The 23970-nt window shown below is 68.6% G+C and carries 22 protein-coding genes, 1 tRNA gene and 1 pseudogene; 11 read left to right on the forward strand and 13 right to left on the reverse strand.

The annotated features are described in order from the left end of the window. Positions 1–118 precede the first annotated feature (118 nt). The 7 genes from B9D87_RS14040 to B9D87_RS14070 form a co-directional block, all read right to left on the reverse strand. The gene (locus B9D87_RS14040; RefSeq protein WP_040631968.1) at positions 119–412 is read right to left on the reverse strand and encodes a DUF732 domain-containing protein; all 294 of its coding nucleotides are present in this window, start codon (positions 410–412) and stop codon (positions 119–121) included. Positions 413–550: 138 nt separating this feature from the next. Then, complete coding sequence (locus B9D87_RS14045) at positions 551–1849, reverse strand: cytochrome P450 (RefSeq protein ID WP_080598660.1); 1299 nt, start codon at positions 1847–1849, stop codon at positions 551–553. Between the two features lie 125 nt (positions 1850–1974). Beyond that, positions 1975–2047 (reverse strand) — tRNA-Ala (locus B9D87_RS14050). A gap of 50 nt (positions 2048–2097) precedes the next feature. After that, the gene (gene sepX, locus B9D87_RS14055) at positions 2098–3174 is read right to left on the reverse strand and encodes a divisome protein SepX/GlpR (protein WP_052002597.1); all 1077 of its coding nucleotides are present in this window, start codon (positions 3172–3174) and stop codon (positions 2098–2100) included. Positions 3175–3398: 224 nt separating this feature from the next. Then, positions 3399–4052: a GNAT family N-acetyltransferase gene (locus B9D87_RS14060; RefSeq protein ID WP_193787404.1), complete on the reverse strand. Its 654-nt coding sequence runs from the start codon at positions 4050–4052 to the stop codon at positions 3399–3401. A gap of 20 nt (positions 4053–4072) precedes the next feature. After that, on the reverse strand, positions 4073–5362 hold the full coding sequence (glp, locus tag B9D87_RS14065) for a molybdotransferase-like divisome protein Glp (protein WP_007776925.1): 1290 nt from the start codon (positions 5360–5362) through the stop codon (positions 4073–4075). Positions 5363–5501: 139 nt separating this feature from the next. Beyond that, entirely contained in the window at positions 5502–6413 is a 912-nt protein-coding gene (locus B9D87_RS14070; protein WP_007776926.1) for a UTP--glucose-1-phosphate uridylyltransferase, read from the reverse strand. Positions 6414–6488: 75 nt separating this feature from the next. Between B9D87_RS14070 and B9D87_RS14075 the strand changes: the two genes are divergently transcribed. From B9D87_RS14075 to mscL, 4 genes are all read left to right on the forward strand, one after another. After that, positions 6489–7088 (forward strand): 5-formyltetrahydrofolate cyclo-ligase, encoded by a 600-nt coding sequence (locus tag B9D87_RS14075; protein WP_007776927.1) that lies wholly within the window; start codon positions 6489–6491, stop codon positions 7086–7088. An 88-nt stretch (positions 7089–7176) separates the two neighbouring features. After that, complete coding sequence (locus B9D87_RS14080) at positions 7177–7527, forward strand: FmdB family zinc ribbon protein (protein ID WP_007776930.1); 351 nt, start codon at positions 7177–7179, stop codon at positions 7525–7527. Positions 7528–7591: 64 nt separating this feature from the next. Then, entirely contained in the window at positions 7592–8272 is a 681-nt protein-coding gene (locus B9D87_RS14085) for an SAF domain-containing protein (protein ID WP_007776932.1), read from the forward strand. Positions 8273–8339: 67 nt separating this feature from the next. Beyond that, entirely contained in the window at positions 8340–8798 is a 459-nt protein-coding gene (gene mscL / locus B9D87_RS14090) for a large-conductance mechanosensitive channel protein MscL (RefSeq protein WP_007776934.1), read from the forward strand. Between the two features lie 21 nt (positions 8799–8819). Here mscL and B9D87_RS14095 read toward each other — a convergent pair whose 3' ends face one another. From B9D87_RS14095 to rpmF, 5 genes and pseudogenes are all read right to left on the reverse strand, one after another. Next, positions 8820–9317: a MogA/MoaB family molybdenum cofactor biosynthesis protein gene (locus B9D87_RS14095; RefSeq protein WP_052002591.1), complete on the reverse strand. Its 498-nt coding sequence runs from the start codon at positions 9315–9317 to the stop codon at positions 8820–8822. 59 nt (positions 9318–9376) lie between these two features. Continuing rightward, positions 9377–10909: a S1C family serine protease gene (locus B9D87_RS14100; protein WP_040631972.1), complete on the reverse strand. Its 1533-nt coding sequence runs from the start codon at positions 10907–10909 to the stop codon at positions 9377–9379. Between the two features lie 72 nt (positions 10910–10981). After that, positions 10982–12549: pseudogene (locus tag B9D87_RS14110) on the reverse strand (HAMP domain-containing sensor histidine kinase). Positions 12550–12565: 16 nt separating this feature from the next. Next, entirely contained in the window at positions 12566–13255 is a 690-nt protein-coding gene (gene mprA, locus B9D87_RS14115) for a two-component system response regulator MprA (RefSeq protein ID WP_007776944.1), read from the reverse strand. A gap of 146 nt (positions 13256–13401) precedes the next feature. Further along, a complete protein-coding gene (gene rpmF / locus B9D87_RS14120) occupies positions 13402–13575 on the reverse strand; it encodes a 50S ribosomal protein L32 (RefSeq protein WP_003872812.1) in 174 nt (57 codons plus the stop codon). A gap of 271 nt (positions 13576–13846) precedes the next feature. Here rpmF and B9D87_RS14125 point away from each other — a divergent pair, with 271 nt between their 5' ends. The 7 genes from B9D87_RS14125 (at position 13847) to B9D87_RS14155 (ending at position 23047) form a co-directional block, all read left to right on the forward strand. After that, positions 13847–15577, forward strand: a complete 1731-nt coding sequence (locus tag B9D87_RS14125; RefSeq protein ID WP_007776959.1) for an acyclic terpene utilization AtuA family protein — start codon at positions 13847–13849, stop codon at positions 15575–15577. After that, positions 15574–16722: an acyl-CoA dehydrogenase family protein gene (locus B9D87_RS14130; RefSeq protein WP_007776961.1), complete on the forward strand. Its 1149-nt coding sequence runs from the start codon at positions 15574–15576 to the stop codon at positions 16720–16722. The genes B9D87_RS14125 and B9D87_RS14130 overlap by 4 nt, the downstream gene beginning before the upstream one ends. 49 nt (positions 16723–16771) lie before the next feature. Further along, positions 16772–18367, forward strand: coding sequence for an acyl-CoA carboxylase subunit beta (locus B9D87_RS14135; RefSeq protein ID WP_007776964.1), 1596 nt, complete (start codon positions 16772–16774; stop codon positions 18365–18367). Positions 18368–18372: 5 nt separating this feature from the next. After that, the gene (locus B9D87_RS14140; protein ID WP_007776966.1) at positions 18373–20352 is read left to right on the forward strand and encodes an acetyl/propionyl/methylcrotonyl-CoA carboxylase subunit alpha; all 1980 of its coding nucleotides are present in this window, start codon (positions 18373–18375) and stop codon (positions 20350–20352) included. Further along, complete coding sequence (locus B9D87_RS14145) at positions 20349–21515, forward strand: acyl-CoA dehydrogenase family protein (protein ID WP_007776970.1); 1167 nt, start codon at positions 20349–20351, stop codon at positions 21513–21515. Before B9D87_RS14140 ends, B9D87_RS14145 begins: the two co-directional genes overlap by 4 nt. A 16-nt stretch (positions 21516–21531) precedes the next feature. Then, a complete protein-coding gene (locus B9D87_RS14150) occupies positions 21532–22311 on the forward strand; it encodes an enoyl-CoA hydratase family protein (protein ID WP_007776974.1) in 780 nt (259 codons plus the stop codon). Between the two features lie 133 nt (positions 22312–22444). Further along, positions 22445–23047: a DUF1707 SHOCT-like domain-containing protein gene (locus tag B9D87_RS14155; RefSeq protein WP_007776976.1), complete on the forward strand. Its 603-nt coding sequence runs from the start codon at positions 22445–22447 to the stop codon at positions 23045–23047. Between the two features lie 6 nt (positions 23048–23053). Here the strand turns inward: B9D87_RS14155 and B9D87_RS14160 are convergent, their stop codons facing one another. Next, entirely contained in the window at positions 23054–23902 is an 849-nt protein-coding gene (locus B9D87_RS14160) for an aldo/keto reductase (RefSeq protein WP_007776979.1), read from the reverse strand. Positions 23903–23970: the final 68 nt, after the last annotated feature.

A 23970-nucleotide genomic window follows, 5' to 3' on the forward strand; every position in this document is an offset into this window, starting at 1 on the left:
CGCCGTAGCGTCACCGGCTCGAGACCTGCTCCGGCACGTCCCGGGTGCGCGGACGACGGCTTCGGATCCGTGGCGCCAAGGGGAATCGACCCCGACGGCGATCAGCAGATACGGCGAGTCACGGGGTGTACTGCGGGCAGTAGTACTCAATTGCAAGGTCCACGAACGCGGCGGCGTTGCGGAATTCCGCTACGCGGCCTGTACCTGCAATCGCTTCGGTCGCTCTTCCGTTCTTCCGGTCGGTGCAGACGCCGTCCGCAGTCTGGATCGGATCTACATCCAGGGGCACCACGACGTTGTTGTCGCGGAGCGCGACGAGGAAGCTGTCATCGTTTGGCGACCCGCTGGCGTGGCCGGGTATGCAAACGGCCACCGTGCAGCACGCGATGGGGGCGATTAGGTATTTCTTCATGAACGGTTCCCTTCGCCTCCGCGTGCCGCGAAACCGAAACTCCATTCCGCATGCCTTTTTATGTTAAGCGCGAATACGCTCTGAGTTCCGCGAACACATTTTCTGCGGCACGGATTGGTCGGCAGACTAATGGCCGGTTCAATCCAGCACTACCGTGGTCCCGCGTCCCGGCACGTGGGTGATCGACCGGCGGTGTATCGGCTCGGATTTGACGTCGACGGGGCGCACCCGGGTGGTGCTGAACAGCGCGCCGAGCACGATCCGCATCTCGCATTCGGCGAAAGTCGCACCCAGACAACGTCGCACGCCCCCGCCGAAGGGAATCCACGTGTACGTTCCTGCCCGGTTCTCGAGAAATCGCTCGGGACGAAACCGCTCCGGGTCGGGATAGACGTCGGGACGCCGGTGCATGAGGTAGATCGAGGGCGCGACCTTCACCCCGGCGGGCAACGAGAACCCGTCGAGCTCCATCGGTTCCGTGAGCCGTCTGCTGACCAGGGCGAGCACCGGCCGCATCCGCAGCGTCTCCTTGACCACCGCGTCGACATAGCTCTGGCCGTCGCCGGAGTGCGTCTCTGCGATGAGCCGCGAATGCACATCCGGATGACGGATGATCCGCTCGACCGCCCAGGCCAGTCCCGATGCCGTCGTTTCGTGGCCCGCCAGGAGCAACGTGACGAGTTCGTCGCGAATCTCTTTGTCGCTCATCGGGTTACCGTCTTCGTGCTCGGCCTTCAGCAGCATCGACAAGACGTCGGTGCGGTCATCCAGATCAGCTTGGCGTCGGCGAGTGGTGATCTCGTCGTGGAGCAGCCGATCCACTTCGGCCAGGAATCGGTTGGTGAGCGCGGTCCTCAGCTTCTGGGGGCCGAGGACCAAGAGAAACATCTGCGCGACGGCGTGGGTGGTGAGAGCGAGCATCCGCTGCAGCGCCTGGCGTAGCCGGTCCATTTTTTCCCCGCGCTCGAGGCCGAACACGAGATGCAGGATGACTTCGAGGGTCAACGCCTGCATGCGAGGGTGCAGCCGAATCGGCACCCCACGGGGCCAGCCGGCCATCTCGGCCTCGACGATGGCGGTCATCGTGCTCATGTAGTTCTGCAAGTGGTTGCCGCGAAAGGCGGGCATGAGGAGCCGGCGCTGTTCTTTGTGCGCGTCGCGGTCGAGCAGGAGAACCGAGTTCCGGCCCACCACGGGCAGCAGGATGCGGTTGGCCTCCCCGGCGAGGGCCAGTTCGGGAGACGCGGTGAAGATCTGCCGCACCGCGTCGGGATGCGAGACCATCACGATGGGTCCTTCACGGAGCAACTTCATGGTGAACGTGTCGCCGTATCGGGCTGCGGCGCGTTCCATGAATTCCCACGGCCTTGCTATCCACTCGGCGGTTTGGACCGCGATGGGTTGTCGAGGACCGGGCGGCAGGGTGTCGGGAGCCATCTATTACCCCCATCGGGGACGACGCGTGATGGGTCGCTGTGAGCACTGCAACTTTATGTGCTGGGACTGCGGACCACCAGTCCCCTCGATGCGGCCTAGACAACGCCTGACCTGTTCAAATTCTGTGGAGCTAAGGGGAATCGAACCCCTGACCTACTCGATGCGAACGAGTCGCGCTACCAACTGCGCCATAGCCCCTGACCGCTAGCAGGCTACCAGCCGCGGCACCAACTACCGAACTGCCGGCACTATTCGCCGACGGCGCGGGGCAGGTCCCGCGGCCAACCGAAGGTCCGCATCGCCATCGCGTAATCCAGGTGCTCGAAGACGGGGTCTTCGTCGTCGATCTCCAGGACCACCGCGCCGGGGCGGCGCAGGCGCGACGGGACCACGTCGTAGTCGCGGTCGTAGGCGTTCTCCACGCCGAGCCGCGCCCGCGCCATCCGCTTCATCCGACGGTTGCGCACCTTCTCCTCGATGCGGGTCTGGCGCCGCAGGTAACCCAGGTACATGAGGGTGATCGCGGTGGCGGTGCCGCACACCCACCACGCGGTCGGCGAGATCTTGAAGGCCGCGGTGGCCGAGCCGACCAGCACGAACGCCATTACCAGCAGGACCTTCTTGCGGAAGGCGTACTTGCGGGCGCTGACCGCGGCGGCGGTCTTGTTGTCGAACCGGCGCCGCCGCGAGGCGTTGCGCGGCATCGGCGCCGGCGCCTCCTCGTCGGCGTCGTCAGCCTCGGCGGCGGGCTCCAGACCGGACGAGTCCTCGACGTACTCGTAGCCGTCCTCGTCCTCGGCCTCGTCGTCGCGCTTGGCGACGGCCTCGGTGTCCGCCTCGTCCTCTTCGACCGGCTCGATGCCGGCGGTCTCCGGCTCGGCGGCAGAACCGCTGGCCCCCGCCGGAAGTACGTGGGAATCCTCGACGACGTCGACGTCGAGGTAGTCGGGCTCGGTGGGCTCGGCGGGATCGGCAGTGGCCATCCTCATCACGACCGGACGCCGGCGGCTCAGCTCGTCGGTGTCGGCGTCGTCGTCCGCCTCGTGGTCGCGGTCCTCATCCTCGGCGAGGTCGCGCTCCTCGTCGAGGTCGGTGTCGGCCGACTCTTCCGGCGGTGTCCAGTCGGGGTCGCTGCGGTGCCCGGCGGCCGGTCCGCTGCGCTTGATCAGCCGGGAGTTGCCCCCGCCGTTGAGCACCCGGGTCGCCAGCGCCACGTCGCTGGTGCGCCGCACGGCGTCGCGCTTGCTGACAAGCATCGGCACCAAGACGAACAGCCACAACACCACGAGCGATATCCACAACAATGACTGCGGGATGCTTGGCATGATGACCTGCTCTCTTCGGTGTCCATCCCCCGCGAAGCCCATTGGTGGCCAACGCGGCCGGGTCGTACTGACCAGGACAATTACACACCTGTAATTTGCCTCTCACAAGCACCACGAGTCACTCGTGTCGCGCCAGTCCCAGAATGGCAACGATTCGGACTCCCCCGCGAGCCCTCGGAGACCCCTGCACGAGACGGCGAAAGCGCCTCGGCAGACGAGCGCGGTCAGACCCAGCTGGCGTTACCCGCGCGGACCAGCGCCGATGCCACCGATCCGTCCACCTCCTCGACGGTGATGGCCATCAGCAGGTGGTCACGCCAGGCCCTGTCGACTTCCAGGTAGCGCTGCAGCAGCCCCTCCTGACGAAAGCCGACTTTGGCCAGCACGGCCCGGCTCGCGGCGTTTTCCGGGCGCACGGTGGCCTCGACCCGGTGCAGCATCACCGGACCGAAACAGTGATCCAGCCCCAGCGCCAGCGCCGCGGTGGCCACGCCGCCGCCGGTGGCCGACCGCGGCACCCAGTAGCCGATCCACGCCGACCGCAGTGCGCCGTGGGTGACATTGCCGATGGTCAGCTGCCCGCAGAACCGGCCGTCGAGCTCGATGACGTAGGGCAGCATCCGGCCCTGCCGCGCCTCGGCGCGCAGACCGGAACACAACGCCGGCCACGCCGCCACCGCATGACGGGTCGTCCAATCGCCCTCGGAGCTGGGCTCCCACGGTTCGAGATGCGCACGATCGGTCAACCGGATCCGGCTCCACTGCGCGCCATCGCGCAGCCGCACCGCCCGCAACCGCACGACGCCAGCCGGAACCCGTAGTGGCCCAACGCTCATGGGCCAACCAGGATGACGGGAATTGGCGCGCAACAGATTCACCGCGAATGAAGCCGTTTCGCTCAGCCGCGCTGAGCCAGGAAGGCGACGTCGACGATCTCGCCGGTGCGGATCTGCTCCGCGCCGCTGGGCACCACGACCAGACAGTTCGCCTCGGCCAGGGTGGCCAGCAGGTGCGAAGACACCCCCGGGGCCCCGCCGAGCGCCTGCACCAAGTACTCCCCGCTCTCCTGGTCGCGCATCAGCTGGCCACGCAGGAAGCCCTTGCGCCCGGCCACCGACGTGATGGGCGACAGCGTCCGCGCCTGCACGATGCGGCGCATCGGCTGACGCTTGCCCAGCGACAACCGGATCAACGGGCGGACCATCACCTCGAAGACCACCAGCGCGCTCACCGGGTTGGCCGGCAGCAGGAAGGTCGGCACCCCTTCGCGGCCCAGCTGCCCGAAGCCCTGGATGGATCCTGGATGCATGGCGACCCGCACGACCTCTAGGTCGCCGAGCTCGGCGAGCACCTGGCGCACCGCCTCGGCCGCGGCGCCGCCGACCGCACCGGCGATCACGATCACCTCGGCGCGATTGATCTGGCCCTCGACGATCTCGCGGAGCTCGCGGGGCCCGCCGCTGACGATCCCGACGCGGTTCACCTCCGCACCGGCATCGCGGGCCGCTGCCGCCAGCGCATAGGAGTTGACGTCGTAGACCTGCCCGTTGCCGGGGGTGCGCGAGATGTCGACCAGCTCGCCGCCCAGCGCCATGATCGTCACCCGGGGCCGCGGGTGCACCAGCACCCGCTCGCGGCCGACCGCGGCCAGCAACCCGACCTGCGCCGCACCGATCACCGTCCCGGACCGCACCGCGACGTCGCCGGGCTGGACGTCGTCACCGGCGCGGCGCACGTAGGCGCCCGACGGGGCGCCGCGCAGGATCCGCACCCGCTGCGTCCCGCCGTCGGTCCACCGCAACGGCAGGACCGCGTCGGCCAGGGTCGGCAGCGGCGCGCCGGTCTGCACGCGCACGGCCTGGCGCGGCTGCAACCGGCTCGGCGTGCGCGACCCCGCCTCGACCATGCCCATCACCGGCAGCACCAGGCCCTCGCGCCCGTCGCCCTCGCCCGACTCGTCGAACGGCCCCGGCAGAGCTTCGCTGCCCACCTCGCCGACACCGAGAACGTCGACGCTGCGCACCGCGTAGCCGTCGATCGCGGCCTGGTCGAAGCCGGGCATCGGGCGCTCGGTCACCACTTCCTCGGCACACAACAACCCCTGCGCCTCGGCGATCGCCACACGTATCGGCCGCGGCGCCACCGCGGCGGCCGTGATCCGGGCCTGCTGCTCTTCCACCGAACGCACAGCGCGCCTCTCTGCCCTCAAACCCGACGAGCGCCGCGCGTACGGCGACCCGCTCACTGCGCAGGCGGGGGCATCCCCGCCCGGGACCGCTACGCGTTGCGCCGGCCCGCCGTCGTCCGCCGGCCGGGTCAGCGCCCGGCTACTGCTCGGCCAGGCCTAATCGCGCCACCAACCACTGCCGCAAATCCGGGCCGTAGTCGTCACGATCCAATGCAAAGTCAACCGCAGCCTTGAGGTAGCCGCCAGGATTTCCCAAGTCGTGTCGAGATCCGCGGTGCACGACCACGTGCACCGGGTGGCCCTCCGCGATCAGCAACGCGATGCCGTCGGTGAGCTGCACTTCGCCGCCGGCCCCACGCTCGATGCGGCGCAACGCATCGAAGATCGCCCGGTCGAGCACGTAACGGCCGGCCGCGGCGAACAGCGACGGCGCGTCCTGGGCCCGCGGCTTCTCGACCATGCCGTTGACCTTGAGCACGTCGGGATTGTCGTCGCCGGGAATCGGTTCGACGTCGAAAACGCCGTAGGCGCTGACCTCTTCGGGCGTCACCTCGATGGCGCACAACACCGTGCCGCCGTAGTGGGCGCGCACCTTCGACATCGTGCCCAGCACGCCGGTCGGCAGCACCAGGTCGTCGGGCAGCAACACCGCGATGGCGTCCTCGTCGTCGGCCAGCCGCGACTCCACGCAGCCGATCGCGTGCCCCAGGCCCAGCGGCTCGCTCTGCACCACGGACTCGACCTTGATCAGCTGCGGGGCGCGGCGGACCTTGTCGAGCATCGCGGTCTTGCCGCGTTCCTCCAGCGTGCTCTCCAGCACCAGGTCCTCGACGAAGTGCGCGACGACGCCGTCCTTGCCCTCCGAGGTGATGATCACCAGCCGCTCGGCACCGGCCTCGGCCGCCTCGGCGGCCACCAGCTCTATGCCCGGCGTATCGACGACCGGCAACAGCTCCTTGGGGACCGTTTTGGTCGCCGGCAAGAAGCGCGTCCCGAGACCGGCGGCGGGCACGACCGCAGTGCGTGGCACCACCACGTTTGGGCTTGACATTGTTCACACGATAACCCGCATCCCCTTCGTCGGGTGATGTGGCGCGGGCAAAGACCGGGCTGTCATGGTTGACGCATGGCGACCACCAGCAAAGCCGCGTTGCGCGACCAGCTGCTCGCCGCCCGGCGCCACGTCGCCGACGACGTACGCGCCGCCGAAGCGCACCAGCTGTGCGAGCGGCTGGAGGCCCTGGAAGGCGTCGTGACCAGCGACAGCACGATCTGCGCCTACGTGCCCGTGGGCACCGAGCCGGGGTCCATCGAGATGCTCGACATGTTGCTGCGCCGCACCCGACGGCTGCTGCTGCCGGTCGCGCGCACCACGGCCGACAACACCCCGCTGCCGTTGTCCTGGGGCGAATACCGGCCCGGCACGCTGACCACCGGGCGGTGGGGGCTGCTCGAACCACCGCGGCCGTGGCTGCCGTCATCCGCGCTGGCGCAAGCCGGCGTGGTGCTGGTGCCGGCCCTGGCCGTGGACCGCCGCGGCGTGCGGCTGGGCCGGGGCCGGGGCTTCTACGATCGCTCGCTGGGCGGCCGGGGCCCCCACGCGCGGTTGATCGCGGTCGTGCGCGACGCCGAGGTGCTCGACGAGGTACCGGCTGATTCGCACGACATTCCGATGACCCACGCGCTCACGCCCCGACAGGGACTGATCGATCTCACCGGCCGCTGACATATCGGGAATGAGACATGTCACGTGGCGGTTCTAGCACTTGAAACGCTAGAGTGCTAACCAGGTTTGCAATCATCCGGAGGTTTTCGTGCCGACTTACAGCTATCAGTGCACCGAGTGCGACGATCGCTTCGACATTGTGCAGGCCTTCACCGACGACGCGTTGACCACGTGTAAACGCTGCTCCGGGCGGTTGCGCAAGCGCTTCAATTCCGTCGGCGTGGTGTTCAAGGGCAGCGGGTTCTACCGCACCGACAGCCGCGAGTCCGGCAAGAAGTCGTCGAGTTCGACCAACGGCTCCTCGTCGAGCGATTCGGGCTCCAACGGCTCGAGCGGCGGCGACAAGTCCGCCTCGAGCTCAAGCGACAAGTCCGGCTCCGGCTCGAGCGACAAGTCGAGCAGCAGCTCCACGGCGTCCACCGCCGCCGCGACCAGCTGACGGTTATCCACACCGGCCTCGCCGGTGGTGACCCCCGGCGCCGGGTTACGCCTACCGTTGCCGCGTGGGCGAATCATCGCTGAACCCAAGCCTATTGAGCCGGCTGTCGCTGTGGTTGCGCCCGGACTGGACCCGGACCGTGCTGGCACGCCGCGTCGCCGCGGGCGGGCTGGTGATGCTGGCCGGGATCGCGACGCTGCGGTCCAACCCCGACGGTGACTACGCCCAAGTCGTGGTGGCCGAGCACGACCTGCGCCCCGGCGCCGCGTTGACTCCCGCCGATGTTCGGCTCGAAAAGCGCTTGGCCGCAACCATTCCCGATGGGGCACGGACGGACCTGGCCGCGGTGGTGGGCTCGACGCCGGCCGGCCCGACCCGGCGCGGAGAGGTGCTCACCGACGTCCGATTGCTGGGAAGCCGACTGGCGGAGGCCGCCATCGGGTCGAAGGCCGGGCCGGGGGCCCGGATCGTGCCGCTGCATCTGGCCGACGGCGCGCTGATCGACCTCGTGCGGGTCGGTGACGTGGTCGACGTGCTGGCCACACCGGCCACCAGCGCGCCGGACAACGCCCATACCGCCCCCAAGGTGCTGGCCACCGACGCCGTGGTGGTGCTGGTATCGGCCAAGGAAAAAATTCAAGCGGCCGACAGTGACCGCGTAGTGTTAGTTGCGCTGCCGGCTCGTGTGGCGAACACGGTGGCGGGGTCGGCGCTGGGCCAGACCGTGACGCTCACCCTGCACTGAGTGCCTGGCCGTTGTTGGTCTGCGGGTCGACGGCAAACTCTGTCCAGTCCCAGAAAGGCCATCCCCAATGCTCAAAGGGTTCAAGGAGTTTCTCTCGCGGGGCAACATCATCGATCTGTCCACCGCGGTGGTCATCGGTACCGCGTTCACCGCCCTGGTCACGCAGTTCACCGACAACATCATCAAACCGTTGATCAACCGCATCGGCGTCAACCAGCAGTCCAACTTCGGCATCCTGCGGATCGGCATCGGTGGCGGCCAAGCCATCGACCTCAACAACGTGTTGTCGGCCGCCATCAACTTCGTGATCATCGCCGCGGTGGTCTACTTCCTGGTCGTGCTGCCCTACACCACGCTGCGCAAGCGCGGAGAGGTCGAGCCGGCCGATGACGCGCAGGTCGTCCTGCTCAAGGAGATCCGCGACCTGCTCGCGCAAACCAACGGCGATTCGTCGGGCAAGCACGGGGGCGTGAGCACCACGCCGCCGCCGGAGCACGGGCCCCGCGCGGAAGCCGAATCGAAATAGCTCGCGAGACAGCCCCGGAGTTTAGATCTCCAGGCTCGACAGCTGCCCGATGATCTGGGCCGCCAACGGATTCAGCGTCGCCATGCCGTCGCGCACGGCGTAGCGGGAGCCGGCCAGGTTGACCACCAGCGTGCTGCCGGATACCCCAGCCAGACCGCGGGACAATCCGGCGTCGATGATCCCCGCCGACAGCCCCGAGCCGCGGATCGCCTCGGCGATACCGAGGATTTCGCGATCCAGGATCTCGCGGGTGGCCTCCGGGGTGACGTCGCGCGGCGTGACGCCCGTGCCGCCGACCGAGACCACCAGGTCCACCCCGCCGATCACCGCGGTGTTCAGCGCGTTGCGGATCTCGATCTCGTCAGCGGAGACCGCGACCACACCGTCCACGACGAATCCCGCCTCGGTCAGCAGCTCGGTCACCAACGGACCGCTATGGTCCTCGTCCCCGTGAGCGGTGCGATCGTCGACCACCACGACCAGAGCCCGGCCAACTACCAATTCCGCACCCGTTTCCATGGGAGCAACCGTATATCCGAGCTCAGACAATCCCGTCGCCGAGGGTTCGTCCACCTTCACTACTGATCCGCCTTCCCGAGGGTGACCGGCAACGTCCGGCTGCCGCCACCAGCGGGATCCTGGAACGTCAGCGAAATCTTGTCGCCCGGCGCCTTGGACCGCACCGCAGCGACGAGCGCGTCGGCGCTGTTGATCGGCCGGTCGTCGACCTTGGTGACGACCACGTTCTTGGGCACGCCGGCCGATGCCGCCGCACCGCCCGCGACGACGTCGACGACCTTGGCGCCGGGGGTGCCCTTGTCGTTGGTCACCTGCACGCCGAGCGAGGCGTGGGACGCCTTGCCGGTGGCGATCAGCTCGTCGGCGATGCGCTTGGCCTGGTCGACCGGAATCGCGAAGCCCAGGCCGATCGAGCCGCTCTGGGCATCCGGCGAGTCGCCGCCCAACGTGGCGATGGCCGAGTTGACGCCCACCAGCTGGCCGCTCATGTTGACCAGCGCACCACCGGAGTTACCGGGGTTGATCGCGGCGTCGGTCTGGATCGCGTCCAGGACGGTGTTCTGGTTGCCCGACTCACCGGTGGTGGACACCGGCCGGTTCAACGCGCTGACGATGCCCGTGGTCACCGTGCCCGACAGACCCAGCGGCGACCCGATCGCGACGACCGGCTGGCCGACCCGAAGGTCCGACGAGGAGCCCAGCGAGATGGGCGTGAGCCCGGACATGCCCTGCACCCGAATCACGGCGATGTCGCTGGTGGGGTCCGCGCCGACCACCGTGAACGGTGCGGTGCGACCGTCAGAGAACGTCACCGTCGTCTTGGGCGTTGGTGAGCCGGCACCGGCGCCGCCCGGACCACCCGGGATGCCGGGGGGCACGGGAGCCGCGGGCGGAGCTCCCGAAGGGCCGCCGGGGCCCTTGGGCGGCCCCGCCGCGGCGGCGATCACGTGGTTGTTCGTCAGGATGAGTCCGTCGGTGGACAGGACGATGCCGGAGCCCTCTTCGGACTGGCGCCCGATGTCGGTCTCGAGCATCACGACGCTGGGCACCACCTTGGAGGCGACCCCCTCGACGCTGCCGGGCGGCATGTTCGCCGCCGGGACGCTGGGCGCCGCCCCGATGACCCGTCCGCCGCCGTTGCCGGTGGCGTGCGTGCCCAGCTCGACGGCCGTCGCCGCGGCACCGCCGATACCGGCCGACACCACCGCGATGGCCAATGCACCAACAACCAAAAGGCCAGTGCGAGAACGCTTTTGGGGTTCGGGCGGGACTGGCATTCCGGGCAGCATGCCGGGCATCGGACCCGTGCCGGCGCCTCCCGGGATCGGGCCCGCGCCGGTTCCCCCCGGGATCCGACCCGGTCCGGTGGTGCTGAAGGGCTCGTAGGGCGGACGGAACTGCGTCGTCGGCGACGACGACGGCTGCGAGGGCTGCGACCGATAGCGCCAGTCGTATTGCTGGTTGTACGGCTGCTGTTGCCCCGGGGCGTAGCCGGAAGACCCCGCGTGGCTCGGGACGTGCGCAGGCTGATTCGGCGGGGGTGGGTATCCCGGCTGCTGCGGCGGTGGCGAATACCTCGGGTCATTCGTCATGTCGCTAAGTCGCTCTTCCTCTATCTCAGTGTTTCGGCAAGTCGACGGCTGGGTTCAACAGTAGCCGCAGACCTACCTTGCCCGCGCGGACTGAGAGTCCACTGAGATAACGTTCGCCGATTCCCGAGAGTTCGCCTCGTCCCCGGCCACCGTTTGGGTGGGGCCGGTAGGCGCGTCTACCTGGTCGGTTTCCGAGTCGGCCGCGGCCGTGGCGTACGTCGACGCGGGCAGGGGCCGGCCGGGCAGCAGCACATAAAAGGATGTGCCCGGGGGCTGGCCGCCCGGAACGGTGTCCTCGACGCGCAGCAGCCCCCCGTGGTTGAGCACGACCTTTTTGACGATGGCCAGCCCGAGTCCGGAGCCCGGCATCGCGCGGGCCGTCGTCGAGCGGTAGAACCGCTCGAACACCAGGCGGCGCTCCTGGGGCGGGATCCCGGGCCCGTGGTCGGCGATCACCAGCTCCGCGTGCGACGGATCGAGCTGACGCATCGTGACACCGACGTGGCCACCGGGCGGGCTCCACTTGGCGGCGTTGTCCAGCAGGTTCAGCACCGCGCGCGACAGCCCGGCGGCGTCGCCGTGCATCTGCCACGGCGTCACGTCGACATCGAAGTGAATGTCGTTGCGCCGCCGCCTGACTCGCTCCAGACTGCGATCGACGACCTCGGACATGTCGACGGGCTCATGCACCACCTGGCCGGCGTCATCCCGGGTGAGGTCCACCAAATCGCCGACCAGCGTTGACAATTCCTCGATCTGCGCGATCACATCGGTGCGCAGGTCCACCATCTCCTGCTCGGGCAGGCGCGGCGCCCCCGGTTCCATCGCGGCCATCAGCAGCTCGACATTGGTCCGCAGCGACGTCAGCGGGGTGCGCAGTTCATGCCCGGCGTCGGTGACCAGCCGCGCCTGCCGCTCCCGGGACTCGGCGAGCGCGCGCAGCATCAGGTTGAACGACTCGGTGAGCCTTGCCAATTCGTCGCTACCGAACACGGGGATGGGCCTCAGGTCATCGGTGCGCGCCACCCGCTCGGCCGCCTCGGTCAGCCGGGCCACCGGTCGCAGCCCGGCCCGGGTGACCATGCCCCCGCCACCGCGGCCACCGCGACACCAACCCCGCCGACGATCAGCAGCACCCAGCGCAGCCGGTTCATCACCGCCTCGGTCGGCTTGAGGCTCTTGGAGATCAGCAACGAGGTGCCGTTCTGCAGGTGCACCGCGAGGATCCGCTGATCGCCGGCCGTGCGCCGCGACATGAACAGATCACCGTGGATGACCGCCTTTTCCGGTGCGCCGACCGGCAAGGTCTGACCCGGCTGCTGGGCGGTGTAGATCGCGTGGCCCGGGTTCACCAGCATCGCGTTGACGTCCGAATAGGCGGTGCCCTCGATGGCTTTGCCGGGGTCGGCGGCCAGTGATCCGCTGGCGATCAGCAGTTGCGCCCGGCTTTGCAGCTGGTTGTCGATGTCGCTGTACAGCGCGGCCGAGATCACGGCGTAGACGGCGAAGGCCATCAGCACGACGACCATGGCCACCATCGACATGGCCAGCAGCATCACCCGCCATCGCAACGACAACGAGGGCGTCGCGCGCAACGGCGGGCGCAGCGGTGGGCGTTGGGGCCGGGGGAACCGGATCATCCAGGGACCCGCATCGTCACGGGGGCGTCTCCCGAAGGACGTAACCCACACCGCGCACGGTGTGGATCAGCCGCGGCTCCCCGTCGGCTTCGGTCTTGCGCCGCAGATAGCCCACGTAGACCTCCAGCGCGTTGCCCGAGGTGGGGAAGTCGAAGCCCCAGACCTCCTCGAGGATGCGGCTGCGGGTGAGCACCCGGCGCGGATTGGCGATCAGCATTTCCAGCAGCGCGAATTCGGTGCGGGTCAGGCTGATCCTGCGCTGTCCGCGGGTGACCTCGCGGGTGACCGGGTCCAGCGTCAGGTCGGAGAACGTCATCGCCACCGAGTCGGCGTCCTCGTCCTCCGGCTTGGTGCGGCGCAACAGCGCGCGCATCCGGGCCAGCAGTTCTTCCAGGGCGAACGGCTTCGGCAGGTAGTCGTCGGCGCCGGCGTCCAGGCCGGCGACCCGCTCCGACACCGAATCGCGCGCGGTCAGCACCAGGATGGGCAGATCGTCACCGGTGCTGCGGAGCTGACGGCACACCTCGAGGCCGTCCAGGCGCGGCATCATCACATCCAGGACGAGCGCGTCCGGACGATCGCTCGCGATCAGTTCGAGGGCTTCGACCCCGTCATGGGCCAACTCAACCGAGTAGCCATTGAAGGACAACGACCGACGCAGCGACTCGCGCACCGCGCGATCGTCGTCGACGACCAGTATTCGCACGGCCCCTAGTTTCGTCTCATCGCCTGAGACTGGCCTGAGAGGCGCGCCGTGCGGTGGTCAGCGGCGAGCGCAGCGGGCCGCCGCCATCGGGTCAGCGGCGGTCGCAAGCGCGGCGAAGCCGGGCGCAGCGGGCCGCCGCCATCGGGTCAGCGGCGGTCGAGGTCGATCAGACCGAGGCGGGCCGCCTTGAGCAGCCGCCGGGGCACTTTGTGCCGCTGACCTGCGACCGTCACACCGACGAGTTCGGTCTTCTCGGCCTTCCACTGCGCGCGCCGGCTACGGGTGTTCGCGCGCGACATTCTGCGCTTGGGTACGGCCATGGTCGGGCCTGACTCCTCGTGTTGCTTCGATAATTCGACGTGCATGCCGCGCTACGTGGCCGGTGGGCCGAACGGGCGACGATCGCACATCAGGATAGTCGCTGGTCCGCTTGTCGCCAAAATGGACGCCCGCGCTCGATCGCCGGCCCCCCGCACGCGCCGCGGACACCCCGCTCCGAAGTGGGATCCTTGACGTGGCACCGACGGTACCCGCTAACCTACCGGTTGGTTGGTTGGTCCGAACCGGTGAATCCCCGAATGGAGGACAGGCATGGCCTCTGCTTCCGGCGCTTCCGGCGCCTTGGGCAGCTCCGGCGCCGTCCGGATCGCGAACTGTTCGGGGTTCTACGGCGACCGGCTGTCGGCCATGCGCGAGATGCTCACCGGCGGTGATGTCGACTACCTCACCGGCGATTACCTGGCCGAACTCACGATGCTGATCCTGGGCCGCGATCGGATGAAGCACCCGGAGCGCGGCTACGCGAAGACCTTTCTGACCCAGCTCGAGGACTGCCTGGGCGAGGCCCGCGACCGCGGCGTCCGCATCGTCGCCAACGCCGGCGGCCTCAACCCGGCCGGTCTGGCCGATGCGATACGCGCGCTGGCCGAGCGGCTGGGCATCGACGCCCGGATCGCCCACGTGGAGGGCGATGACCTGTTGCCGCGCGCCGCCGAACTCGGCCTGGGCAGCCCGCTGACCGCGAACGCATACCTGGGCGCCTGGGGGATCGTCGACTGCCTCGACGACGGCGCCGACGTGGTCGTCACCGGCCGCGTCACCGACGCCTCGGTGATCGTCGGGGCGGCCGCCGCCCACTTCAACTGGGACCGCACCGACTACGACCGGCTCGCCGGCGCCGTGGTCGCCGGCCACGTCATCGAGTGCGGGGTGCAGGCCACCGGCGGCAACTACTCGTTCTTCACCGAGATCGCCGATCTCACCCACGCCGGCTTCCCCCTGGCCGAGGTCAGCGCCGACGGATCCTCGGTGATCACCAAACACCCGGGCACCGGCGGCCTGGTCAGCGTCGACACCGTCACCGCGCAACTGCTCTACGAGATCACCGGGGCGCGCTACGCCAACCCCGACGTCACCGCGCGGATGGACAGCGTCGAGTTGTCGTCCGACGGCCCCGACCGGGTGCGCATCAACGGGGTGCGCGGCGAAGCCCCGCCGCCCACCTACAAGGTGTCGATGAACAGCATCGGCGGGTTCCGCAACTCGATGACCTTCGTGCTGACAGGACTGGACATCGAGGCCAAGGCCGACCTGATACGCCGGCAACTCGACGCCGCGCTGACGGTGAAGCCCGCCGAACTGCAGTGGTCGCTGGCCCGCACCGACCACCCCGACGCCGACACCGAAGAGGCCGCCAGCGCCCTGCTGCACTGTGTGGTGCGTGACCCCGACCCCGCGAACGTGGGACGCCACTTCTCTTCGGCCGCAGTCGAATTAGCGTTGGCCAGCTATCCGGGCTTCCACGTGACGGCCCCGCCTGGTGACGGCCAGGTCTACGGTGTGTTCACCCCGGGATACGTCGCCGCCGATCAGGTACCGCACGTCGCGCTGCACGCCGACGGGTCCCGTGTTGACATTCCCTGCGCCACAGAGACTTTGGAGTTAGCCCCGGCCGCCGCGGCACCGCTGCCCGAACCGCTGCCCGCCGGCCCGACCCGGCGGGCACCGCTGGGTCGCATCGCCGGGGCGCGCAGCGGCGACAAGGGCGGCTCCGCGAACGTCGGGGTCTGGGTGCGCACCGACGAGCAATGGCGCTGGCTGGCCCACACCTTGACCGTCGAACTGCTCAAAGAGCTGCTGCCCGAGGCGGCGGACTTCGACGTCACCCGCCACCTGCTGCCGAACCTGCGGGCGGTCAACTTCGTCATCGACGGCATCCTCGGCCAGGGCGTCGCCTACCAAGCCCGATTCGATCCCCAGGCCAAGGGGCTGGGCGAATGGCTCCGCGGCCGCTACCTCGACATCCCGGAGAGTCTGCTGTGAATCTTTGGACCACGCCCGAGCGCGAACAGTTGCGAAAGACGGTGCGCTCCTTCGCCGAACGCGAGATCCTGCCGCACGTCGACGAGTGGGAGCGCACCGGCGACCTGCCGCGCGAACTGCATCGCAGCGCCGGGGTGGCGGGCCTGCTGGGGGCGGGCTTCCCCGAATCGGTCGGCGGCGGTGGCGGCGACGGCGCCGACGCGGTGATCATCTGCGAGGAGATGCACCAGGCCGGAGCGCCGGGCGGGGTGTTCGCGTCGCTGTTCACCTGCGGCATCGCGGTACCGCACATGATCGCCTCGGGCGATCAGCGGCTGATCGACGAGTTCGTCCGCCCGACGCTGGCCGGCGAGATGATCGGTTCGCTGGCCATCACGGAACCCGGTGGCGGTTCCGACGTCGGGCATCTGCGGACCAGCGCGGTGCGCGACGGTCATCATTACGTCGTCAACGGAGCCAAGACCTACATCACCTCCGGGGTCCGCGCCGACTACGTCGTCACCGCGGTGCGCACCGGAGGCGCAGGCGCAGGCGGGGTTTCGCTGCTGCTGGTCGAGAAGGGCACACCGGGCTTCGAGGTGACTCGCAAGCTGGACAAGATGGGCTGGCGGTCCTCGGACACCGCCGAGCTGTCCTATACCGACGTTCGCGTGCCGGTGGCCAACCTGGTCGGCGCCGAGAACAGCGGCTTCGCCCAGATCGCGCAGGCCTTCGTCTCCGAGCGGATTGGCCTTGCCGCACAGGCCTATTCGAGCGCGCAGCGATGCCTGGATTTGACGGTGCAATGGTGTCGCGACCGCGAAACGTTCGGCCGCCCATTGATATCGCGGCAGTCGGTGCAGAACACCTTGGCCGAGATGGCGCGCCGCATCGACGTCGCCCGGGTCTATTCGCGCAGCGTGGTCGAGCGGCAACTCGCCGGCGAGACGAACCTGATTCCGCAGGTGTGTTTCGCCAAGAACACCGCCGTCGAGGCCGGCGAATGGGTGGCCAACCAAGCCGTTCAGCTGTTCGGCGGGATGGGCTACATGGCCGAATCCGAGGTCGAGCGCCAGTACCGGGACATGAGAATCCTGGGCATCGGCGGCGGGACCACCGAAATCCTCACCGCACTGTCCGCCAAACTGCTGGGATTCCAATCATGACTGCGCCGGCGACGATGCAGAGCGCAGCGATGAGGAGGAGCGGCGCCAAATGACCAAGCTGCAGTCCACCCTCGACCGCGAGGCCCCCGTCTTCGCCGACGCGGCGGCGGCGGCGATCACGAAACTCGAGGAGATCGACACCGAGCTGGCCAACGCGCTGGCCGGCGGTGGGACCAAATACGTTGAGCGCCACCATGAACGCGGCAAGCTCACGGCGCGCGAACGCATCGAATTGCTCGTCGACGCGGACTCGCCGTTCCTGGAGCTGAGCCCGCTGGCGGCCTGGGGCAGCGCCTTCAAGGTCGGCGCGAGCACGGTCACCGGCATCGGCGTGGTCGAAGGCGTCGAGTGCATGATCGTCGCCAACGACCCGACGGTCAAAGGCGGCACCAGCAACCCGTGGACCCTGAAGAAGATCCTGCGGGCCAACCAGATCGCCTTCGAGAACCGGCTACCGGTCGTCTCCCTGGTGGAATCCGGCGGCGCGGACCTGCCCACCCAGAAGGAGATCTTCATTCCCGGCGGGCGGATGTTCCGCGACCTGACCCGGCTGTCGGCGGCCGGGATCCCCACCATCGCATTGGTGTTCGGCAACTCGACCGCGGGCGGCGCCTACGTCCCGGGCATGTCCGACCACGTGGTGATGATCAAGGAGCGCTCCAAGGTCTTCCTCGCCGGTCCCCCGCTGGTCAAGATGGCCACCGGTGAGGAATCCGACGACGAATCGCTCGGCGGCGCCGAAATGCACGCCCGGGTCTCGGGTTTGGCCGACTACTTCGCCGTCGACGAACTCGACGCGATCCGGATCGGCCGCCGCGTGGTGGCCCGGTTGAACTGGGCCAAGCAGGGGCCGAAGCCCAAACCGGTCACCGAGCCGCTGTTCGACACCGAGGAACTCATCGGCATCGTGCCCGCGGATCTGCGCATCCCGTTCGATCCCCGGGAAGTGATCGCCCGCATCGTCGACGGCTCCGAATTCGACGAATTCAAGCCGCTGTACGGGTCGTCGCTGGTGACCGGCTGGGCCCGGTTGCACGGTTACCCGATCGGCATCCTGGCCAACGCGCGCGGCGTGCTGTTCAGCGAGGAGTCCCAGAAGGCCACCCAGTTCATCCAGCTGGCCAACCGCTCGGATACGCCACTGTTGTTCCTGCACAACACCACCGGCTACATGGTGGGCAAGGACTACGAAGAGGGCGGGATGATCAAGCACGGCTCGATGATGATCAACGCCGTGTCCAATTCGACCGTCCCGCACATCTCGCTGCTGATCGGCGCGTCCTACGGCGCGGGCCACTACGGCATGTGCGGCCGCGCCTACGACCCGCGGTTCCTCTTCGCGTGGCCGACCGCCAAGTCCGCGGTGATGGGTGGCGCCCAGTTGTCGGGCGTGCTCTCGATCGTCGCCCGCGCCGCCGCGGAGGCCCGCGGCCAGCAGGTCGACGAGGAGGCCGACGCGGCCATGCGGGCCGCGGTCGAAGGCCAGATCGAAGCCGAGTCGCTGCCGCTGGTGCTGTCCGGGATGCTCTACGACGACGGCGTGATCGACCCGCGCGATACCCGCACCGTATTGGGAATGTGTCTGTCCGCCATCGCCAATGGCCCGATTAAGGGGACGTCGAACTTCGGCGTCTTCCGGATGTGAGCCCCATGATCACACGAGTCCTTGTCGCCAACCGGGGCGAGATCGCCCGGCGGGTATTCGCCACCTGCCGTCGGCTCGGCCTGGGCACCGTCGCCGTCTACACCGACCCCGACGCCGGCGCGCCGCACGTCGCCGAGGCCGACGCCCGCGTGCGGCTGGACAAGACCAACGACTACCTCAACGCCGCGGCCATCGTCTCTGCGGCCCGCGCCGCGGGCGCCGATGCGATCCACCCCGGCTACGGGTTCCTCTCGGAGAACGCCGAATTCGCCGCCGCCGTCGCCGACGCCGGCCTGACGTGGGTGGGCCCGCCGGTGGATGCGGTGCGTGCGATGGGCTCCAAGATCGAGTCCAAGAAGCTGATGGCCGCCGCCGGGGTGCCGGTGCTCGACGAGCTCGACCCGGAGACGGTCACCGAGGCGCAGCTGCCGGTGCTGGTCAAGGCCTCCGCCGGAGGAGGTGGCCGCGGCATGCGTGTCGTTCGCGAATTATCTTCCCTCGCAGGTGAAGTCGCCGCGGCGAGCCGCGAGGCGCAGTCCGCGTTCGGTGATCCGACCGTGTTCTGCGAGCGCTACCTGCCGACCGGGCATCACATCGAGGTTCAGGTCATGGCCGACACCCATGGCACCGTCTGGGCGGTCGGCGAACGCGAATGCTCGATTCAGCGCCGCCACCAGAAGATCATCGAGGAAGCGCCCTCGCCGCTGGTCGAGCGCACACCCGGCATGCGCGCCAAGCTGTTCGACGCGGCGCGGCTGGCCGCCGAAGCCATCGGCTACACCGGAGCCGGGACGGTGGAGTTCCTGGCCGACGACGCCGGCGAGTTCTACTTCCTGGAGATGAACACCCGGCTGCAGGTCGAACACCCGGTCACCGAGGAAACCACCGGGCTCGACCTCGTCGAACTGCAGCTCTCCGTCGCCGACGGCCAGCGCCTGGCCGCGGAACCGCCGGTCCCCCAAGGACATTCGATCGAGGCCCGGCTCTACGCCGAGGATCCCGCCCGCAATTGGCAGCCACAGGCGGGCCTGGTGCGCGCGTTCGAGGTGCCGTCGGTCCGCGCGGAGTTCGGCTCGCTGGGCCACCGGACCGGGATCCGGCTGGATTCCGGCATCGTCGACGGGTTCACCGTCTCGATCCACTACGACCCGATGCTGGCCAAGGTCATCTCCTACGCCCCGACGCGCCGCCAGGCGACGCTGGTCCTCGCCGACGCGCTGGCCCGCGCCCGCGTGCACGGGGTGCGCACCAACCGCGATCTGCTGGTGAACGTGCTGCGGCATCCGGCGTTCCTCGACGGTGCCACCGACACCGCGTTTTTCGACACCCACGACCTCGCGCGGCTGGCGGCGCCCCTCGGCGACGCCGCGGTGCTCCGGCTGTCCGCCATCGCCGCCGCGCTCGCCGACGCCGCGCACAACCGCGCCCTCGCCCCGGTGCTGGCCGCCGTTCCCAGCGGCTGGCGCAACCTGGCTTCGGGTCACCAGGCCAAGGACTATCTCGACGACCAGGGCGACCAACATAGGGTTCAATACCGGTTCACCAGAACCGGATTGGCGCTCCCCGACGACCCCTCGGTGCAGCTGGTGTCGGCCACGGCCGATGACGTCGTACTGCGGGCCGACGGGGTCGACCACGGCTTCTCGGTGCGGCGCTACGATTCCGACGTCTACGTCGATTCCGCACGCGGGTCCGTGCACCTGATCGCGCTGCCGCGTTTTCCCGAGCCCGGTTCGACCGTCGAAAAGGGCTCGCTGGTGGCGCCCATGCCCGGCAGCGTCATTCGGCTCGGCGCCGCGATCGGCGACACCGTCACCGCGGGTCAGCCGCTGATCTGGCTGGAAGCCATGAAGATGGAACACACCATCGCCGCCCCGGTCGACGGGGTACTCGTTGAACTCAACGTCAAGACCGGTCAGCAAGTCGAAGTCGGCGCCGTGCTGGCAAGAGTGGAAGCGCCGCAATCAGAAGGGGATCAAGCATGACCGACACCAGCTTCATCGAGAGCGAGGAGCGTCAGGCCCTGCGCAAATCGGTGGCGGCGTGGGCCGCCAACTACGGCAGCGAGTACTACCTGCGCAAGGCCCGCGCCCACGAGCACACCGACGAATTGTGGTCCGAGGCCGGTAAACTCGGCTTCCTCGGGGTGAACCTGCCCGAGGAGTATGGCGGCGGCGGCGCGGGAATGTATGAGCTGTCGCTGGTCATGGAGGAGATGGCGGCCGCCGGTAGCGCGCTGCTGCTGATGGTGGTCTCGCCCGCCATCAACGGCACCATCATCAGCAAGTTCGGCACCGAGGAGCAGAAGAAGCGCTGGATCCCCGGCATCGCCGATGGCACGCTGACGATGGCGTTCGCGATCACCGAGCCCGACGCCGGCTCCAACTCGCACAAGATCACCACCACCGCGCGACGTGACGGCAGCGACTGGATCCTCAAGGGCCAGAAGGTTTACATCTCCGGCATCGACCAGGCGCAGGCGGTCCTGGTGGTGGCCCGCACCGAAGAGGCCAAGACCGGCAAGTTGCGCCCCGCGCTGTTCGTGGTGCCCACCGATGCCCCCGGATTCACCTACACGCCAATCGAAATGGAGCTGATCAGCCCCGAACGCCAGTTCCAGGTCTTCCTCGACGACGTTCGCCTGCCCAGCGACGCGCTGGTCGGCGCCGAAGACGCCGCCATCGCACAGCTTTTCGCCGGGCTCAACCCCGAACGCATCATGGGCGCGGCGAGCTCCGTCGGGATGGGACGGTTCGCCCTCAACAAGGCCGCCGACTACGTCAAGACCCGTCAGGTGTGGGGCACGCCCATCGGCGCGCACCAGGGCCTGTCACACCCGTTGGCGCAGTGCCACATCGAGGTCGAACTGGCCAAGCTGATGATGCAGAAGGCCGCCAGCCTGTACGACTCTGGCAACGACATGGGCGCGGCCGAGGCCGCGAACATGGCGAAATACGCTGCGGCCGAGGCGGCGACGCGGTCGGTGGACCAGGCGGTGCAGTCGATGGGCGGCAACGGGCTGACGAAGGAGTATGGCGTGGCCGCGATGCTCACCTCGGCCCGGCTGGGCCGCATCGCTCCGGTCAGCCGTGAGATGGTGCTCAACTTCGTCGCGCAGACATCGCTGGGCCTCCCGCGCAGTTACTGATGGCTGGGTCTTTCTCATGACAAGGCTGGTCGAATACGCCGGGCCCGCCGACACGGGCGGCCCGTACGCGCGGCTGACGCTGAATTCGCCGCACAACCGCAACGCCCTGTCCACCACGCTCGTCAACCAACTGCATCAGGGCCTGCGCGACGCTTCCGCGGATCCGGCGGTGCGGGTGGTGGTGCTGGGCCACACCGGCGGCACCTTTTGTGCCGGTGCGGATTTGAGCGAGGCCGGCAACGGCGATCCCTTCCAGATGGCCGTCGAGCGGGCCCGGGAGATGGCCGCCGTGATGCGGGCCATCGTCTCCTCGCCGCTGCCGGTGATCGCCGCGATCGATGGGCACGTCCGCGCCGGCGGATTCGGTCTGGTGGGTGCCTGCGATATCGCCATCGCCGGCCCGCGTAGCACGTTCGCGCTCACCGAGGCCCGCATCGGCGTCGCCCCGGCGATCATCTCGCTGACGCTGCTGCCGAAACTGTCAGCGCGGGCCGCGGCGCGCTACTACCTGTCCGGCGAAACGTTCGACGCCGGCCGGGCGGCCGAGATCGGATTGATCACCGAGGCCGCCGACGACGTCGACGCCGCGGTCGACAACCTGGTCTCCGACATCGGCCGTGGTTCGCCGCAGGGCCTGGCGGCCTCCAAAGCACTGACCACGGCCGCGGTGCTGGACGGGTTCGACCGCGACGCCGAGCGGCTCGCCGAGGAATCGGCCCGGCTTTTCGTGTCCGACGAAGCGCGCGAAGGCATGCTGGCGTTCCTGGAGAAGCGACCGCCGAACTGGACGAGTTAGCCAGCCGAGAAGTTAGCCAGATGTCAAACAATGGGCTCGGCCAGACGGCCGGCGGCGCGGCGCGGGGCGTCGCAAGGTTGCAGTTTAGCCAATCCTCTTGCAGCAAAACCTAGACGTCGTAGGCTCGTGGGTGATGAGCAACTCAACGCAACGGGATGCGGAGGACACGCGCGGCGAGCCGTCGCGCGCAGCTGATACTGACCGCATCCAGATTGCGCAGTTGCTCGCGTATGCGGCCGAGCAGGGCCGCCTGCAGCTCAACGACTACGAAGACCGCCTGACCAGGGCTTACGCGGCGACGACGTACGAGGAACTGGATCAGCTGCGGGCCGATCTGCCGGGAACGCCGATCAGCCCCCGCCGTGGCGGCAAGCCCAATCCGGCGCCGTCGACGCTCCTGCTGGCATTGATGAGCGGCTTCGAGCGCCGCGGTCGATGGAACGTTCCGAAGAAACTCACCACCTTCACCCTGTGGGGCAGCGGGGTGGTCGATCTGCGCTACGCCGACTTCACCTCGACCGAGGTCGACATCCATGCGATGTCGATCATGGGGGTGCAAAACATTTTGCTGCCGCCCGAGGTCAACGTCGAGGTGCACGGCCGCGGCGTGATGGGCAACTTCGACCGCGACGTCCACGGAAAGGGCACGCCCGGGGCGCCGACCGTCCACATTCGCGGCTTCTCGCTGTGGGGCGGGGTCGGCATCATCCGCAAGGCCCGCCGGCCACGCGGCTAGCGGCCGTCAGTCGGGCACGTAATCGAACGTGTCGGGGTTGGGGCCGTTGCGTCCCGACTCACCCTTGTCCAGCGCTGTGATCGCCTCCATATCGGAGTCGTCCAACTCGAAGTCGAACAGCTCGAAGTTTTCCTTGACCCGGGCCGGTGTGACGGACTTGGGGAAGACGATGTCGCCGCGCTGAATGTGCCAGCGCAACACCACCTGGGCCGCCGACTTGCCGCGGGCCTCGGCGACGCGGTTGATCACCGGATCACCGAGCACCTTGCCCTGGGCGATGGGCGCCCACGCCTCGGTGGCGATGCCGTGCTCGCGTCCGTAGGCCCTGACCTCTTTGTTCCCGAAGTACGGATGAAGTTCGATCTGGTTCACCGACGGCACGGTGCCGGTTTCGTTGGCGAGCCGCTCCAGGTGTGCGACTTGGAAATTCGAGACGCCGATGCTGCGAGCCCGCCCGTCGCGCGCGAACTCCTCGAACACCTTCCACGTCGAGACGAAGTCGCCGTCGTAGAGGGTGGGCAGCGGCCAGTGGATCAGGAACAAATCGACGTAGTCGGAATCCAGCTTCTTCAGCGTCTCGTCGAAGGCGCGGCGCGCATCGTCAGGCTTGTGAAACCCGTTGTTGAGCTTGCTGGTGACGAAGACATCGCCGCGGTCGAGACCCGCGTCACGAATGCCCTGTGCGACTTGCCTTTCGTTGCCGTACATTTCGGCCGTATCGATGTGGCGGTATCCGATCTCGAGCGCCTTCTTCACCGCGGCCGCGGTCTCGTCGGGCTTGATCTGGAACACCCCGAAACCCAGCTGCGGGATGCTGCCACCGTCATTGAGTTCGATCGTTGGAACCTGGCTCATCCGTCTCCTCCTTCTCCAAGTGCCTGTACCCAGTCCGAAGCGCACCTATCCCCTGAGCGGGTGGCCTA

Origin of the sequence: Mycobacterium colombiense CECT 3035 (genome assembly GCF_002105755.1) — a bacterium.
Lineage (GTDB): Bacteria > Actinomycetota > Actinomycetes > Mycobacteriales > Mycobacteriaceae > Mycobacterium > Mycobacterium colombiense.

Coding starts and splice junctions, on each gene's coding strand:
- B9D87_RS14155 (WP_007776976.1), top strand. CDS start 22,445: ATGAGCAACTCAACGCAACGGGATGCGGAGGACACGCGCGGCGAGCCG.
- rpmF (WP_003872812.1), bottom strand. CDS start 13,575: ATGGCCGTACCCAAGCGCAGAATGTCGCGCGCGAACACCCGTAGCCGG.
- B9D87_RS14125 (WP_007776959.1), top strand. CDS start 13,847: ATGGCCTCTGCTTCCGGCGCTTCCGGCGCCTTGGGCAGCTCCGGCGCC.
- B9D87_RS14145 (WP_007776970.1), top strand. CDS start 20,349: ATGACCGACACCAGCTTCATCGAGAGCGAGGAGCGTCAGGCCCTGCGC.
- B9D87_RS14070 (WP_007776926.1), bottom strand. CDS start 6,413: ATGTCAAGCCCAAACGTGGTGGTGCCACGCACTGCGGTCGTGCCCGCC.
- B9D87_RS14135 (WP_007776964.1), top strand. CDS start 16,772: ATGACCAAGCTGCAGTCCACCCTCGACCGCGAGGCCCCCGTCTTCGCC.
- B9D87_RS14040 (WP_040631968.1), bottom strand. CDS start 412: ATGAAGAAATACCTAATCGCCCCCATCGCGTGCTGCACGGTGGCCGTT.
- B9D87_RS14100 (WP_040631972.1), bottom strand. CDS start 10,909: ATGACGAATGACCCGAGGTATTCGCCACCGCCGCAGCAGCCGGGATAC.
- B9D87_RS14075 (WP_007776927.1), top strand. CDS start 6,489: ATGGCGACCACCAGCAAAGCCGCGTTGCGCGACCAGCTGCTCGCCGCC.
- sepX (WP_052002597.1), bottom strand. CDS start 3,174: ATGCCAAGCATCCCGCAGTCATTGTTGTGGATATCGCTCGTGGTGTTG.
- B9D87_RS14150 (WP_007776974.1), top strand. CDS start 21,532: ATGACAAGGCTGGTCGAATACGCCGGGCCCGCCGACACGGGCGGCCCG.
- mscL (WP_007776934.1), top strand. CDS start 8,340: ATGCTCAAAGGGTTCAAGGAGTTTCTCTCGCGGGGCAACATCATCGAT.
- B9D87_RS14045 (WP_080598660.1), bottom strand. CDS start 1,849: ATGGCTCCCGACACCCTGCCGCCCGGTCCTCGACAACCCATCGCGGTC.
- B9D87_RS14095 (WP_052002591.1), bottom strand. CDS start 9,317: ATGGAAACGGGTGCGGAATTGGTAGTTGGCCGGGCTCTGGTCGTGGTG.
- B9D87_RS14160 (WP_007776979.1), bottom strand. CDS start 23,902: ATGAGCCAGGTTCCAACGATCGAACTCAATGACGGTGGCAGCATCCCG.
- B9D87_RS14140 (WP_007776966.1), top strand. CDS start 18,373: ATGATCACACGAGTCCTTGTCGCCAACCGGGGCGAGATCGCCCGGCGG.